Annotated in this window: 8 protein-coding genes; 2 read left to right on the top strand and 6 right to left on the bottom strand. The window is 69.1% G+C overall.

The annotated features are described in order from the left end of the window. Positions 1 to 18: 18 nt before the first annotated feature. Complete coding sequence (locus tag ACTWQC_RS18390) at positions 19 to 2406, bottom strand: family 43 glycosylhydrolase (protein WP_443316799.1); 2388 nt, start codon at positions 2404 to 2406, stop codon at positions 19 to 21. Between the two features lie 492 nt (positions 2407 to 2898). On the opposite strand from ACTWQC_RS18390, the gene ACTWQC_RS18385 reads away from it, so the two are divergent. Continuing rightward, a complete protein-coding gene (locus ACTWQC_RS18385) occupies positions 2899 to 3468 on the top strand; it encodes a carbonic anhydrase (RefSeq protein WP_443316798.1) in 570 nt (189 codons plus the stop codon). A 101-nt stretch (positions 3469 to 3569) separates the two neighbouring features. On the opposite strand, the gene narI is transcribed toward ACTWQC_RS18385, so the two are convergent. From narI to ACTWQC_RS18360, 5 genes are all read right to left on the bottom strand, one after another. Beyond that, positions 3570 to 4310 carry a respiratory nitrate reductase subunit gamma gene (gene narI, locus ACTWQC_RS18380; protein ID WP_443316797.1) on the bottom strand — a complete coding sequence of 247 codons (741 nt, stop codon included), beginning with the start codon at positions 4308 to 4310 and terminating at the stop codon, positions 3570 to 3572. Next, entirely contained in the window at positions 4307 to 5011 is a 705-nt protein-coding gene (narJ, locus tag ACTWQC_RS18375; protein WP_443316796.1) for a nitrate reductase molybdenum cofactor assembly chaperone, read from the bottom strand. The genes narI and narJ overlap by 4 nt, the downstream gene beginning before the upstream one ends. After that, on the bottom strand, positions 5008 to 6681 hold the full coding sequence (gene narH / locus ACTWQC_RS18370; protein ID WP_443316795.1) for a nitrate reductase subunit beta: 1674 nt from the start codon (positions 6679 to 6681) through the stop codon (positions 5008 to 5010). Before narH ends, narJ begins: the two co-directional genes overlap by 4 nt. Then, entirely contained in the window at positions 6681 to 10418 is a 3738-nt protein-coding gene (locus tag ACTWQC_RS18365) for a nitrate reductase subunit alpha (protein ID WP_443316794.1), read from the bottom strand. The genes narH and ACTWQC_RS18365 overlap by 1 nt, the downstream gene beginning before the upstream one ends. Positions 10419 to 10946: 528 nt before the next feature. Then, on the bottom strand, positions 10947 to 14321 hold the full coding sequence (locus tag ACTWQC_RS18360) for a pyruvate carboxylase (RefSeq protein WP_443316793.1): 3375 nt from the start codon (positions 14319 to 14321) through the stop codon (positions 10947 to 10949). A gap of 168 nt (positions 14322 to 14489) precedes the next feature. On the opposite strand from ACTWQC_RS18360, the gene ACTWQC_RS18355 reads away from it, so the two are divergent. After that, positions 14490 to 15536, top strand: coding sequence for an alpha/beta fold hydrolase (locus ACTWQC_RS18355; protein ID WP_443316792.1), 1047 nt, complete (start codon positions 14490 to 14492; stop codon positions 15534 to 15536). Positions 15537 to 15540: the final 4 nt, after the last annotated feature.

The raw sequence follows: 15540 nt of genomic DNA, 5'->3' as shown, positions 1-15540 counted from the left end.
GGCGGCCCTGGCTGGCCGTCAGCCGCCGTACGTGCGCACGTAGTCGAACCTTGCGACCGCTCCGGCCTTGTTCATCGAGACCAGACCGATCTTGAGATCGCCCTTGACCGGCAGGGTCCACACGCCGTTGTGCACCCAGTGCACACCGTCCCGGCTGGTGGCCGCGCGCACCTCGTGCTCGTTGTGCGCGGTGTCGGTGTGGTGGGACAGGCGCAGCCACATGGTGTCCGCGGTGGGGCCGCCGAACATCGGGCCGTTGGCCACTGCGGTCGGTGGCGTGGTCGTCGGCCGCTCGCCCTCCTTGCCGAACTCGCTGACGTCCACCACGGTTCCGCGTCCCCGGGTCACCGGCAGCACCGAGTGGACCATCTTGAACCAGCGATCATCGTTCTCGTACAGCACGATCCCGGCCTGCTGGGTGGGCTGCCCCGGCGCGAAACTGATCTTTGTTTCCACCGTGTAGTCGCCCTTCGGCGCGCCCCGTGTCAGCACCGACGCCTTGTTGTTCCCCAGTCCGGCAGCCTGGGTCGGCCACGAGAGCGCACGGCCGGTCATGGTGACTCCGGATGACGCGCCGCGTATCCATGTCCATGGCGAGGCGGGGGTCGTGCCGGGCACGGCGGCGCCGTTGAACTCGTCGCTGTGGGCCGGGAGCAGCGCGCCCGGCTTGGGCTCGGGCACCCGCTTGGTCACCGGGGTGAAGAGCTTCGCCGCGCCGACGTTGTCAGCGGCGGCGCCGGAGCCGCGTACGGCGGTGCCGACTCGGCCGGGGTGGGCCGTCCGCGCGGGCAGGTCGCGTTCCTGGGTGGCCACCGCGTCGCGGAGCCGGTCCCCGCTCACCTCGACGGTCATGTGGGTGCCGCGCACCTCGACCGCCACATTGTGCCAGGCGCCCCACTGGAATCCGGAGGGCAGCGCGGTCACCGACTCGCCGCGGCTGGTGCCGTTGACCACCACGTCGGTCACCAGCGCGTTGCGGCCCCGGTCCAGCCAGGCGACGGCATGGTTGCCGGGGTTCACATGACCGACCGTCAGCCCGGCCGCGCCGCCGGCCGAGCTCACCTTCAGGTCGGCCTCGGCGCGCAGGTCCGCGGGGGCCTCCTTGTCCGAGACCAGATACGCGGGTTCCGCGCCGCTCCCTGCGTGGGTCACGTACCCGTGGGCGTCCTGCTTCTCGGCGACCGACCAGCCGCCCGTCCCGGCGCCCTCGCCGTGCCAGCCGGTCAGCGAGCCGTCGTTGAACGTGCTGCCGACGTCCCAGGAGGCCACCGGCGCCGGCTGGTTGCCCTCTGACGGCCCGGCGCCGGCGCGCACGACCGGCCAGCCGTCGATCCAGTCCAGCCGATCGATCAGCATCGGGCGCCTGGTCGGCTTCACCTTGCCCCCGCTGGTCAGCTTCATGTCCGGGTGGTCGGAGGGGATGCCGTGGTAGACAAGCCAGTCCTGACCGGACAGGTCGGTCTGGAGGGAGTTGTGCCCCGGGCCGATCCAGCGGTTGCCGTTCGCGCCGACCACGATGCCGCCCTTGCTGGTCAGGTCCATCAGGTCGACGTCCTCGTCGTCGACGAACGGCCCTGTCGGCTTGGTCGCGCGGCCGACCTTGACCTGGTAACCGCTGTACGCACCGTCGCAGCAGCCCGCGTCGGAGTAGAACAGGTAGTAGTAGCCGCCGCGCCGGACGACGAACCCGCCCTCCATCCGGCGCCCCCTGGCGACCTGGGTCACCGGGCCCTCGATGCGGGTCCGGTCGCCGTTCATCTTCGCGACGCAGAGGGTGTCGTAGCTCCCCCAGTACAGATACGGCCGGCCACCCTTGTCGGTGAACTGCGCCTGGTCGATGTTGCCCGCAGGGCAGCCGCTCGGCGACGGCAGCACGGCGCCCCGGTCGGTCCACGGTCCGGTCGGGGTGGGGGCAGTCGCCACGCCGATGTTGGCCACGCCCACCACCGAGTAGTAGAGGGTGTAAAGGCCGTCTACGTACCGGATGTCCGGCGCCCACAGCCGCGAGCCTTTGTGCCAGGCGGGCTGGGTTCGCGGGGTGAAGACCTCACCGGCGTAGTCCCAGTGCACCAGGTCGGCCGAGCGCAGGATCGGCAGCATCCGCTCACCGTCCTCGCGGCCCTTGCTCTGGAACACCGGGTTCTGGGTGCCGTAGGCGTACCAGTACCCGTCCTTGCCGCGGATCATCACGGGGTCGGGGAAGGTGTCGACGGCACCCGCCGTCACCGGGTTGGCATACGTGCCCATGCCCGTGCCCCTGGCCGTGGTCGGGGCCGACGACGGCCCGGTGAGCAGCCACGCGAGCAGTGCCGCGAGCAGTGCCGCGATGCCGGCCGCGACCGCGGACGCCCACCGCAGGGCGGTCAGCCTGCTCACGATCAGGCTGGCCGGCCTCGTCAGTCCCATTCTCATGCTGTGTCCCCCTCGTCCAGCCGGTGCTTGTTCGAGGCCAAACGGAGCCGGGACGGAAAACGGTTCAACGCGTACGAGCGGGTGCTCGAACGATGCGGGCTCCGCCGCAAAGATGCGTCGCCGGCGCGAGGCAACACCGCCCCGACGCCTCCGCAGCCAGCCCCGCGTAGGCGCAAGCCGCCGCCCGAGCCGGTTCTGTGGGCCGTCGGTGGCAAAGCTGCCCACGCCCGCTTGCGCCTGCCGTCAGGCCCCCACACCGCGCTGAACAATTGCCCTGATCGAGACGTACGGACGCGTCTCAGCGGACTGAGGGGAACGCGGGTGGACAGAGCGGGACATCCGGATCGCAGAGCTCTGCTTGCCGGCGGACTTGCGGTCGCCACGGTCGCGCTTGCGGGGTGCTCATCGACGAGCGGCACCCCGTCGGCGACCAGCGCTTCGCCGGAAGCACGGCCGGCCACGCCCGCCGCGGCGTTCGCGAGACTGATGGACGGCAATAAGCGCTGGGTGAGCGGAGACCTTCGACATCCCGACCGGGATCCGAACCGGCGCCAGTTCGTAGCCCAGGAGCAGGCACCTTTCGGCGCGATCCTCTCGTGCATCGACTCCCGGGTGCCGCCTGAACTCCTCTTCGATACCGGGCTGGGTGACCTTTACGTGATGCGCACGGGCGGGGAGGCGGTCGGCCCGGTGGTCACGGGTTCCGTGGAGTACGGGCCCATGACGAGTGGCACTCCGCTCATCGTGGTCCTCGGGCATCAGCGTTGCGGCGCCGTCGAGGCGGCATACAAGTCCATGCGTGACGGCAAACCGCTGCCCGGCAATCTGGAGGCGATCGCCAAGGCTCTGCGGCCGGCGTACGAGCAGACAGTCCGGGAAGGCGGTGCCGACCCGGCCGAGACCATGGCCCGCGCCCAGGTCACGCTGACCGCGGCCGACCTGCGCTCCAACCAGGACCTGGCCCCACTCGTGGGAAAGGGGGCCCTTGCCGTGGTCGGCGCCTACTACTCGCTCGACACCGGCGAGGTGGAAGTCCTGGCCGGCGCGCCTTCCTGACCGGTCGGGACCAAGCCGGCGGCTGAGGACGACACCCGCCCCGAACCCACCCAACGGCATTGGCCCCGGACCATGTTGTCGGTTCTCTCTCATCCAGCGGGTCAGCGCCGGGTGGGTGGGGCCGTCGGCGTCTCCCACGCGCGTGCATAACGGCGGGCGTCCGGGCCCTTCGGGTCTCGGCTGCGGTACACCACGTACGGCCGGACCAGGTAGCCCAGCGGTGCGCTGAACACGTGCACCAGGCGTGTGTACGGCCAGATCGCCAGCAGGCCGAGCACCACGAGGTTGTGCACCTGGAAGCTGACCGGAATGCCCTCCATCAGGTGCGGCTGCGGGTTCAGCGAGAACAGGCTGCGGAACCACGGTGAGACGGTGGCGCGATAGTCGTAGCCGCCACCGATGAGGTTGCTGCCGACCGTGTTCAGCATCCCGGTCGCGATGGCGGCGGTCAGCAGCGCATACATGACCTTGTCGTTGGTCGTGGTGGCCTTGCGCACGGCGGGCACGGTGATTCGGCGGTAGAGCAGAATCGCCAGGCCCGCGACCGTGGCCAGCCCGGACAGCGTGCCGGCCGACACCGAGAGCACGTGGTACGCCCCCTCCGAGACGCCGGCGAACTCGGTCCAGCTCGCCGGGATCAGGATGCCGAGCACGTGCCCGCCGATCACCGCCAGCAGCCCGAAGTGGAACAGCGGGCTGCCCAGCTGCAGCAGCCTGCTCTCGTAGAGCTGCGAGGACCGCGTGGTCCAGCCGAACTGATCGTGCCGGTAGCGCCAGACATGCCCGAGCACGAAGGAGGTGAGTGCCACGTACGGTGCGGCGAGCCACAGCAAGGTGATCACCGGCGTCCTCCGATCCCGGGCTGCGTCGTCGGCTCCATCGCCAACGGATCCATCGCGAACGGCTCCAGACCGACCTCTTCCTCGGGCGGGCCCTGTGCGGCCAGTTCGGCGATCCGTCGCCGGTCGGCCGTGCCAAGGTCGGGCAGGGTCGCGGACACCGCGTCGAGCACATGCGTATACGGCGACCCGCCCTCCACCAGGGACAACCGGAGCAGTTCCACGACGGGTCGGTACTCGACGAGCAGGCGTCGTCCTGATGCGGGGTCGACGGTCGCGGCGAACTCCAGCACCACGGCGAGATGGTCCGGGAGTTCGTGGTCGCCCAGCGTGACGCCGGCCGCCTTGTAGGCGTGCTTGAACCGCAACAGTGCCATGCCACGCTTACGAGTGTCCCCGTAGGCGTAGTAGGTCAGATGCAGGCAGCTGCGACGGCGCAGGTCGAAGGTCTCCACATAGTGTGCGGCCAGGTCCATCGGTGACATCCGGCGAGCGTCGTCCACGAACGAGACCAAGGCGGGTCCCGCCGGCGCGGGCACGGAACCGGCCGCCGCCGCCATCTCCTCCAGCAGGTTCAGCGTCTGCCCGGTCGGATAGTCCAGCAGCAGCGCTGCGAGCCGCCAGACGATCCGCCGCTGCTGTTCGGACAGGTGCTCGGCCGACGTGGTCCCGGGCCCTCGCTTGCCCAGCCGGAGCGGGCTCATCGGGCGCCCTCCGCCGCCGGCGCCTGCTCGGCGTCGTGAGGGCCGGAGCCGTTCGGTTCCTGATGGGGGGCGGGGAACAGGCCGTCGGTGCGCTTGCCGTCCCAGTTCAGCAGGTTGATGCGAGTCCCCTTGTCCTCGGGCGCCGCGCCGTTGGTGTCCGTGGGGGTGTCCGTGAGGTGGAACTTCTCCGCCATCGCGTCGAACGCGGTCATGCCCGGCCCGCCGTCGCCGTCCAGACTGCACCCCGTGGCGATCGCGTCCAGCCGGTGCGCGTCCGCCCCCGCACCGCTCGGGATCACGTACCGCTCCTCGTACTTGGCGATGGCCAGCAGCCGGTACATGGCCTCGACCTCATCCGGCGTGAGCCGCACCGACTCGGCGGTCTCCGGAGTGCTCGGCTCGCCGAGGTTGATCCGGCGCATGTGCGAACGCATCGCGGCAAGTCGCTGCAGCGAGGCACGGACCGGCCCGACGTCGCCCGCGGTGAACAGCTCCGCCAGGTACTCCACCGGGATGCGCAGCGCGTCGATCGCGCCGAAGAGGTTGCTCGCGTCCTCGCCGTCGTGTCCGGTCCCGGCGAGCACGTCCACCACGGGCGACAGCGGCGGCACGTACCAGACCATCGGCATCGTGCGGTACTCCGGGTGCAGCGGGAGCGCGACCTGATAGTCGACGATCAACCGGTAGACGGGTGAGTTCTGCGCCGCCTCGATCCACTCGCTGGAGATGCCCGCCCGCTCGGCCTCGGCGATCACCCGCGGGTCGTGCGGGTTGAGGAACACGCCCAACTGGGCCGGGTAGAGGTCCTTGTCGTCCTCGACCGAGGCCGCTTCCAGCACCGCGTCGGCGTCGTAGAGCACTACGCCGATGTAGCGCAGCCGCCCGACGCAGGTCTCCGAGCAGACGGTCGGGATGCCGACCTCGACGCGCGGATAGCAGAACGTGCACTTCTCGGCCTTGCCGGTCTTGTGGTTGAAGTAGATCTTCTTGTACGGGCAGCCGGTGACGCACTGGCGCCAGCCGCGGCAGCGGTCCTGGTCGACCAGGACGATGCCGTCCTCACTGCGCTTGTAGATGGCGCCGGACGGGCAGGACGCCGCGCAGGACGGGTTGAGACAGTGCTCGCAGATCCGCGGCAGGTAGAACATGAACGTCTGCTCGAACTCGAGCTTCACCTGCTCGGACACCTTGGTCAGCAGCGGATCCCGGCCGATCTGCTCCGGACCGCCGCCCAGGTCGTCGTCCCAGTTGGCTCCCCAGGTGACTTTGGTGTCCTCGCCGGTGATCAGCGACTTGGGCCGGGCCACCGGCGTGGTGTCCGACGGCGGCGCGGACAGCAGGTTCTCGTAGTCGTACGTCCACGGCTCGTAGTAGTCGGATACCGCCGGGAGGTCCGGGTTGGCGAAGATGTTCAGCAGCCGCCTCAGCCGGGATCCGGTGCGCAGCCGGAGCTTGCCGCGCTTGGACAGCTCCCAGCCGCCGCGCCACTTGTCCTGGTCCTCGTACTGGCGCGGATAGCCCTGACCCGGCCGGGTCTCCACGTTGTTGAACCAGACGTACTCGACACCGCCGCGGTTGGTCCATGCCTGCTTGCAGGTGACGCTGCAGGTGTGGCAGCCGATGCACTTGTCCAGGTTCATCACCATGGCGAGTTGTGCCATGACCCTCATCAGTACCGCACCTCCTGGCCCCGCCGCCGGATCGTCGTGACCTCATCGCGCTGATTGCCGGTCGGGCCGTGGTAGTTGATCGCGAAGGACTGCTGGGCATAGCCGCCGATCAGGTGCGACGGCTTGATCATCAAGCGGGTGAGGGCGTTGTGGATGCCGCCGCGTTTGCCGGTCTTCTCGGTGCGCGGCACGTCGACCGCACGGTCCTGGGCGTGGTACATGAACACCGTTCCCTCGGGCATCCGGTGGCTCACGATGGCCCGCGCGACCACGACCCCGTTGCGGTTGACCGCCTCGATCCAGTCGTTGTCCTTGACGCCGATCTTCGCCGCGTCGACATCGGACATCCAGATCGCCTGCCCGCCCCGGGACAGCGTCAGCATGTGGAGGTTGTCCTGGTACGCGGAGTGGATCGACCATTTCGAGTGCGGAGTGAGGTATCGGACGGTCACCCCGGCCTCGCCGGTCGCGCCGACGGCGGGTTCGGCGAACAGCGCGGTCATGTCCAGCGGCGGCCGGAAGACGGGCAGTTGCTCACCGAGTTCGAACATCCAGTCGTGGTCGAGGAAGAAGTGCTGCCGGCCGGTCAAGGTGTGCCACGGCTTGAGCCGTTCGGTGTTGATGGTGAACGGGGCGTAGCGCCGGCCGCCGGTCTCGCTGCCGGACCACTCCGGTGACGTGATCACCGGCACCGGGCGGGACTGGGTGTCGGCGAAGGTGATCCGCTTGCCCTCGTTCTCGGCAGCGAGGTCGGCGAGCTTGGTACCGGTACGCCGCTCGAGGGCGTGGAAGCCCTCGGTGGCGAGCCTGCCGTTGGTGGTGCCGGACAGCGCCAGGACGGCCTCGGCCGCATGGGTGTCCTTGGCCAGCTTCGGCCTGCCTGCGGCGACTCCGGATGCGACGACACCGTTGACGCCCTTGAGATGGTCGACCTCCGCGTCCGGGTGCACCGTCACGCCCTTGGTGGTCAGGCCGAGTTTTTCGACCAGCGGGCCGAGCGCGGCCATCTTCTCGGCCAGAGCCGGGTAGTCCCGTTCGACCACGACCAGCCGGGGCATCGTCCTGCCCGGTATCGGCTCGCACTCGCCCGCCTTCCAGTCGAGCACGCGGCCGCCCGGCTGCGCGGTGGCGTCGGCGGTGTCATGCGTCAGCGGTACCGCGACGATGTCCTTGCGCGTGCCGAGGTGCTTCTCGGCGAGCCAGGAGAAGCCACGCGCGATCCGGTGGAAGGCCTCGAAATCGGTCTTGGCCTCCCACGGTGGCGATATCGCCGGGGAGAACGCGTGCACGTACGGGTGCATGTCCGTGCTGGACAGGTCGTGCTTCTCGTACCAGGTGGCCGCGGGCAGCACCACATCGGAGAACAACGTGGTGCTGGTCATCCGGAAGTCCAGCGACAGCAGCAGGTCCAGCTTGCCGACCGGTGCCTCCTCCCGCCAGGTGACCTCCTCGGGGCGGACTCCTTCGCGGTCGGTCGCCTGCAGGTTGGAATCGGTGCCGAGCAGATGGCGCAGGAAGTACTCGTTGCCCTTGGCGGAGGAGCCGAGCAGGTTGGCTCGCCATACGGTGAGCACGCGAGGGTGGTTCTCCGGCGCGTCCGGATCCTCGCAGGCGAAGCGCAGGTGTCCGGACTTCAGGCCGTCCACGACGTGCTGCGCTCCGTCCTTGCCCAGCCGCTCCGCTTCGTCGGCCAGGTCGAGCGGATTGCGGTTGAACGTCGGGTAACTGGGCATCCAGCCCAGCCGGCTGGCCAGCGCGATGTTGTCCGCCGCCGTCCGTCCCGCGAAGCGCCCGGTGGCCAGCGGCGATGCCATCGCCTGCGAGGTGAACGGGTCGTAGCGCCACTGGTCCGTGGCCAGGTACCAGTACACCGTGCCCTGCATCTGGCGCGGTGGTCGCTGCCAGTCCAGTCCGAAGGCGAGCGTCGCCCACCCCGTGATCGGCCGGCACTTCTCCTGGCCGACATAGTGGGCCCAGCCACCGCCGTTGACTCCCTGGCAGCCGGTGAGCATCGTGAGCGCCAGGAACGAGCGGTAGATCTGGTCGGAGTGGAACCAGTGGTTGGTGCCCGCCCCCATGAGGATCATCGAACGGCCGCCGGAACGCTCGGCGTTGTCGGCGAACTCGCGGGCGATCCGCTCGGCGGCCTTCGCGGGTACACCGGTGATCGGCTCCTGCCAGGCGGGCGTGTACGGCTGTGACGCGTCGTCGTAGTCGGCGGGCCAGTCGCCGGGAAGCCCCGGCCGGTGCACGCCGTACTGGGCCAGCAGCAGGTCGAACACCGTGGTCACCCGGTGCCCGCCGACCATCCGCGTGGGCACGCCGCGGTGCAGCACGCCCGCCTCGGCGGCGTCGATACGGTCGAACCGGGGCAGCTTGACGGTCACGTTGTCGGGGTCGCCGCTGTGCAGCGACAACAGGGGGTCGACCTCTCCGAGATCCAGATTCCACTGGCCCTGCCCGGAATCGGTGAACCGGTGACCGAGCGATCCACCGGGGACCACGGGGTCGCCGCCCGCGTCCAGCAGCACCGTCTTGAACTCGGCGCCTTCGCCGGTCTCGCCCAGGTCGGCGGCGGTGAGGAACTTGCCGGGAACGTATCCGTCACCGTGTTCGGCGAGGCTGACCAGGAAGGGCAGGTCGGTGTAGCGCCTGACATAGTCGGTGAACCGCGGTGTCGTCTTGTCGACGAAGAACTCCTTGAGGATCACATGCCCCATGGACATGGCCAGCGCCGCGTCGGTGCCGGGCCGCGCAGGCAGCCACTCGTCGGCGAACTTGGTGTTGTCCGCGTAGTCCGGGGAGACCACCACGACCTTCTGGCCCCGGTAGCGCGCCTCGGTCATGTAGTGCGCGTCGGGGGTGCGGGTCACCGGGACGTTGGAACCCCACATGATCAAATAACCCGCGTCGAACCAGTCGGCGGACTCCGGAACGTCGGTCTGGTCGCCGAACACCTGCGGTGAGGCCACCGGCAGGTCGGCGTACCAGTCGTAGAACGACAGCATCGAGCCGCCGATCAGCGAGATGAACCGAGCGCCCGCCGCGTGACTCACCATCGACATCGCGGGTATGGGCGAGAACCCTGCGATCCGGTCCGGCCCGTGCTGCTTGATCGTGTGCACGTGCGCGGCGGCGACGATCTCGGCCGCCTCCCACCACTCCGCCCGCACGAACCCCCCTTTTCCGCGTGCGGACTTGTACCTGCGGGCCTTCTCCGGGTCCTCGACGATGTCGGCCCAGGCCAGCACCGGATCCTCGAGCCGCTGCTTGGCTTCGCGGTAGAGCTCGAGCAGCGTCGAGCGCACATAGGGGTACCGGACTCGTGCGGGTGAGTAGGTGTACCAGGAGAACGACGCGCCCCGCGGACAACCGCGGGGCTCGTACTCGGGCTTGTCGGGGCCGATCGACGGGTAGTCGGTCTGCTGCGCCTCCCAGGTGATGATCCCGTCCTTGACGTAGACCTTCCACGAGCAGGAACCGGTGCAGTTCACCCCATGGGTCGACCGCACGACCTTGTCGTAGGCCCAGCGGTCCCGGTAGAACACGTCCGCGGACCTGCCGCCGATCTTGTGCACCGTCCGGAGGTCACCCGAGGTCTCGCCACGCTGAAAATGCTTCCCGATGCGGAGTAGAGAATCTTCGAAATCGGTGGCCGACTTGGTCCCTTGTACGCTGGGGATACCATTCGAGGATTCGGACACAAGTCCACCTCTCCTGTATTCTTGAATGGGCATACGCTCTGGGAGCCGCAGACTTACCGTAGGTGGCGTGTTAATGCCCTACAAGACCGCGCGCTACGAATCTGAGCATGCGCACGTGATGGCAACGGCGGCGGTGCGATCGCCGTAACGCCATGTTTACACTGCTGGCTCCTGCAAGCCTCGCCACGTGACCTGTTTTCCGTGAGGGCGGGCATCGATCGGAGCGGCCCGAGCCGCCGCGCACGTCGCTGTTCAGCGGGGATGACGCTCTGTTGGACACGCTGCCACCGGTGTATTCGCCGACGATTCCACCGAATCCGTCATGGCGATGACCGCCCCGTCCGAGGCGGTTGAATGCAATGCGGAGAAGCCGACCGCTGCCCACGGCCGGCCAATTCACCAGCGATCTCCGGTCGTCCCAGGCAGGTTTTCTTCGGCTATGCCCGTGGTTTCTGATTTTGCCACAGGCGGCCACCGGTGGTGTCCAGGACGGCACGCGATGACGCTCGCGCATAACGCGCCTCCTGGACCACCCACCGACTGGCGTGGTCGCCCCGGACTCTAGGCGAGCTCGACGATGAGGTCGCCGCCTTCCACCTGCTGGATCGCATTGATGGCAACCCGTGTCACGCTTCCGCCCTTCGGGGCCGTGATGGTGGCTTCCATCTTCATCGCCTCAATGGTGGCCACGGTGGCACCGGCCTCAACCGTGTCGCCCTCGGCGACGGCCAGCGTCACCACGCCGGCGAACGGCGCAGCGACATGACCGGAGTTGGCCTTGTCGGCCTTCTCCGTCGCCGGCACATCGGACGCCACCGAGGTGTCCCGCACCTGGATCGGCCGCAGTTGACCGTTCAACGTGGACATCACGGTGCGAATGCCACGTACGTCGGCCTCGCCAATGGCTTCCAGCTCGATGAGCAGCCGGACGCCGGGCTCAAGGTCCACCGCGTACTCCTTCCCCGGGCGCAGCCCGTAGAAGAAGTCCTTGCTCTCCAGCACGCTGGTGTCGCCGTAGGCCTGACGGTGCGTCTCGAAGTCCTTCGTCGGCCCGGGGAAGAGCAGCCGGTTCAGCGTCGCCCGCCGGTCCTTGTCCAGCCCTTCACGGTCCTCGGCGGACAGCTCCTGCGTCGGCTTGGCGTCGGCCCGGCCTTCCAGCGCCTTGCTGCGGAACGGCTCCGGCCATCCGCCCGGCGGGCTGCCCAGCTCACCGCGCAGGAACCCGATGACCGAGTCGGGAAGATCGAACTTGTTCGGCTCGCTCTCGAAGTCCTCCGGCGACACCCCCGCCCCGACCAGGTGCAGCGCGAGGTCGCCGACCACCTTCGACGACGGCGTGACCTTCACCAGGTGGCCGAGGATCTTGTCGGCGGCGGCGTACATCGCCTCGATCTCCTCGAAGCGGTCACCGAGGCCGAGTGCGATGGCCTGCGTGCGCAGATTGGAGAGCTGCCCGCCGGGGATCTCGTGGTGGTACACGCGCCCGGTCGGCGAGGCGAGGCCCGCCTCGAACGGCGCATAGATCTTGCGCACGCTCTCCCAGTACGGCTCCAGATCACCGACCGCCTGGAGGTCCAGCCCGGTCGGCCGGTCGGAGTGGTCGGTGGCGGCCACGATCGCTGACAGCGACGGCTGCGAGGTGGTGCCCGCCATGGAGGCCACAGCGCCGTCCACGGCGTCCGCACCGGCCTGGATGGCCGCGAGATAGGTGGCGAGCTGGCCGCCCGCGGTGTCGTGGGTGTGGATGTGCACCGGCAGGTCGAATTCCCTGCGCAGCGCGGATACGAGCTTCGCCGCGGCCGGGGCGCGCAGCAGCCCTGCCATGTCCTTGATCGCCAGCACGTGTGCGCCCGCGGACACGATCTCCTCGGCCAGCCCGAGGTAGTAGTCCAGGGTGTAGAGCGTCTCCGACGGGTCCGACAGGTCGGAGGTGTAGCACAGCGCGACCTCGGCGATCGCGGATCCGGTCTCCCGCACGGCCTCGATGGCGGGCCGCATCTGCTCTACGTCGTTGAGCGCGTCGAAGATCCGGAAGATGTCGATGCCGGTGGCGGTGGCCTCCTGTACGAAGGCGCCTGTCACCTCGGTCGGGTAGGGCGTGTAGCCCACGGTGTTGCGGCCGCGCAGCAGCATCTGCAGGCAGATGTTCGGCACCGCTTCGCGCAGCGCGGCGAGGCGCTCCCAGGGATCCTCGGCAAGGAAGCGCAGCGCGACGTCGTACGTGGCGCCGCCCCAGGATTCCAGCGACAACAGCTGCGGCACGGTCTGCGCCACCACCGGGGCCACCGCGAGCAGGTCCTTCGTCCGGACCCGGGTGGCGAGCAGCGACTGATGCGCGTCCCGGAAGGTGGTGTCGGTGACGCCGATCGTCGGCGACTGGCGCAGCCACCGCGCGAATCCGTCCGGACCGAGCTCGGTGAGCTTCTGCTTGGAGCCGGCGGGCGGCTCGGCGCCGGGAAGCCGCGGCAGCTTGGTGGCCGGATCAATCAACTGGGGCCGCTCGCCATGGGGCTTGTTCACCGTGACATCGGCGAGGTAGGTGAGCAGCTTCGTGCCGCGGTCGGCGGAGTGCCGTGCAGTCAGCAGGTGCGGCCGTTGCTCGATGAACGACGTGGTGACCTTCCCGGCCCGGAATTCCGGATCGTCCAGCACAGCCTGCAGAAACGGGATGTTCGTCGATACGCCGCGGATCCGGAACTCGGCCACCGCGCGCCGGGCGCGGCCGATCGCGGTGGTGAAGTCCCGGCCCCGGCAGGTCAGCTTGACCAGCATCGAGTCGAAGTGTGCGCTGATCTCCGTCCCGGCGTGGGCGGTGCCGCCGTCGAGGCGGATACCCGAGCCGCCCGGCGAGCGGTAGGCGCTGATCTTGCCGATGTCCGGGCGGAACCCGTTGGCCGGGTCCTCGGTGGTGATCCGGCACTGCAGCGCGGCACCGCGCAGGTAGACGGTGTCCTGCGTCAGCCCGAGCTGAGCAAGTGTCTCACCACCGGCGATCCGCAGCTGGGCCTGTACGAGATCGACGTCGGTGACCTCCTCGGTCACCGTATGTTCGACCTGGATGCGTGGGTTCATTTCGATGAACACGTGCCGGCCGTCCCGATCGAGCAGGAACTCCACCGTGCCCGCGTTGCGGTAACCGATGTGCCGGGCGAACTTCACGGCGTCGTTGCAGATCCGCTCGCGCAGCTCCGGGTCGAGGTTGGGCGCGGGCGCGAGCTCGATCACCTTCTGATGGCGCCGCTGCACCGAGCAGTCACGCTCGAACAGGTGGAGGACGTTGCCCTCGGCGTCGGCGAGGATCTGCACCTCGATGTGCCGGGGGTCGACGACGGCCTTCTCCAGGAAGACTGTCGGGTCACCGAACGCGGACTCGGCCTCACGCGCCGCCGCCTCGATGGACTCGCGCAACATCCTGGGGTCCTCCACCCGCCGCATGCCGCGGCCGCCACCACCGGCGACGGCCTTGACGAAGACGGGGAAGCCGATCTCCTCCGCGGCCCGGACCAGCTCGTCGACGTCGGTGGAGGGCTGCGAGGAACCGAGCACCGGTACGCCGGCCGCGCGGGCGGCCGCCACCGCGCGAGCCTTGTTTCCGGTGAGCTCGAGGGTCTCCGCGCTCGGGCCGACGAACGTGATGTCCGCCTCCTCGCACGCGCGCGCAAGGTCGGGGTTCTCGGACAGGAAGCCGTACCCGGGGTAGACCGCGTCCGCACCGGCCATGCGCGCCGCGCGGACGATCTCCTCCACAGAGAGGTAGGCGCGCACCGGGTGCCCTGGTTCACCGATCTCGTACGCCTCGTCGGCCTTCAGCCGGTGCAACGAGTTGCGATCTTCATGCGGGAACACCGCGACGGTTCTCGCGCCCAGCTCATAGCCGGCGCGGAACGCGCGAATGGCGATCTCACCACGGTTGGCGACCAGCACCTTGCGGAACATGCCCGATCCCTTCTGCGTGCACGGTACGAACACCGCCTCCTCGGCGACGCTAGCGCTGTGTGGCGCAAAGTCGGCGCCCGGGTGGTCCAGCTCACAGGGGGAGCACCCGGTGGTGTCCGGTAAGAGCCGAAGGCTCCCCTCAGTCGGTCGTGCGCATGAAATCATGCGATGTCGATCACGCCCGCAGCGGTGGCAGCCGTCCAGGGGCTCGAGTGGTGGGCAGCGACGATGGCCGGTGTCGAGCCGGTCGTCGTGGAGGAGGGGATTTCGTTGGGTATGCGGCTGGTGTGGGGAGCCACTGCGGCGGTCGTGGGTGCAATCGCGGCGCGCGCAGCGGCCGCCAGGATTGAGCGTCACCCCGATCCCGTTCCTTACGCGCGGCTCCGCCGGGAGCCCGAGGGCGAGGAGGTGTTCCTGTCTCGCCCGGACGGAACGGTCCTGCGCGCCATCGTCGCGGGTGAGGGACCCCCGGTGGTGCTGGCGCACGGTTACGGCGCCTCGCTCCTGGAGTGGAATCTGGTGCAGGACGCCTTAGTGGCGCGCGGCCACCGTGTCATCGCCTTCGACCAGCGCGGTCATGAGCGTTCGACGCTCGGCTCGGACGGCGCCGGCTCGGGCCCCATGGCGCAGGACTACGTGGCGGTATTGGAGCACTTCGACGTACGGGGCGGGGTCCTGGTGGGGCACTCCATGGGCGGGTTTCTCGCCATCCGGGCACTGCTTGACCACCCCGACGCCGCCTCTCGCCTCCGCGGTCTGGTGCTGTTCGCAACATGGGCGGGCCGAATCTACGACGGAGCGCCGCACAACCGGCTGCAGATCCCCTTGCTGAAGGCCGGCATACTCCAGCGGTTGGCACGTACCCGCACCGGCGGAATACTCTTCGGGTCCGTTCAGTGCGGCAAACGCCCCTCGCCGGCGATGATCGAGGTGTTCCTCGACGTGTTCCTGCGTCAGGACCATCCGCCCCTCCTGCCGGTCGTGCGGGGCTTCGCCCGCGAGGACCGCTACCCGCGGTTGAAGGACATCACGGTTCCCACTGTCGTCATGGTCGGCTCGGCCGACCGCACCACACCGCGTAGTCACTCCCGGCGCCTGGCCGCAGGGATACCGGGTGCGCGGCTGATCACCGTGCCGGACGCCGGGCACATGCTCAACTGGGAAAGCCCCCACACCCTCGTAGAGGCCGTTATCTCCTTGCATGAGTCCGATTGAGCCG

Source organism: Streptomyces sp. 8N616 (assembly GCF_052246385.1).
GTDB lineage: Bacteria > Actinomycetota > Actinomycetes > Streptomycetales > Streptomycetaceae > Streptomyces.
This window is presented reverse-complemented; position numbering and strand designations above follow the sequence as displayed.

Excerpts from the sequence above, each read along its gene's own strand:
- ACTWQC_RS18390 (WP_443316799.1), bottom strand. The coding sequence starts at position 2,406 with ATGGGACTGACGAGGCCGGCCAGCCTGATCGTGAGCAGGCTGACCGCC.
- ACTWQC_RS18385 (WP_443316798.1), top strand. The coding sequence starts at position 2,899 with ATGGACGGCAATAAGCGCTGGGTGAGCGGAGACCTTCGACATCCCGAC.
- narJ (WP_443316796.1), bottom strand. The coding sequence starts at position 5,011 with ATGAGCCCGCTCCGGCTGGGCAAGCGAGGGCCCGGGACCACGTCGGCC.
- narH (WP_443316795.1), bottom strand. The coding sequence starts at position 6,681 with ATGAGGGTCATGGCACAACTCGCCATGGTGATGAACCTGGACAAGTGC.
- ACTWQC_RS18365 (WP_443316794.1), bottom strand. The coding sequence starts at position 10,418 with ATGCCCATTCAAGAATACAGGAGAGGTGGACTTGTGTCCGAATCCTCG.
- ACTWQC_RS18360 (WP_443316793.1), bottom strand. The coding sequence starts at position 14,321 with ATGTTCCGCAAGGTGCTGGTCGCCAACCGTGGTGAGATCGCCATTCGC.
- ACTWQC_RS18355 (WP_443316792.1), top strand. The coding sequence starts at position 14,490 with ATGTCGATCACGCCCGCAGCGGTGGCAGCCGTCCAGGGGCTCGAGTGG.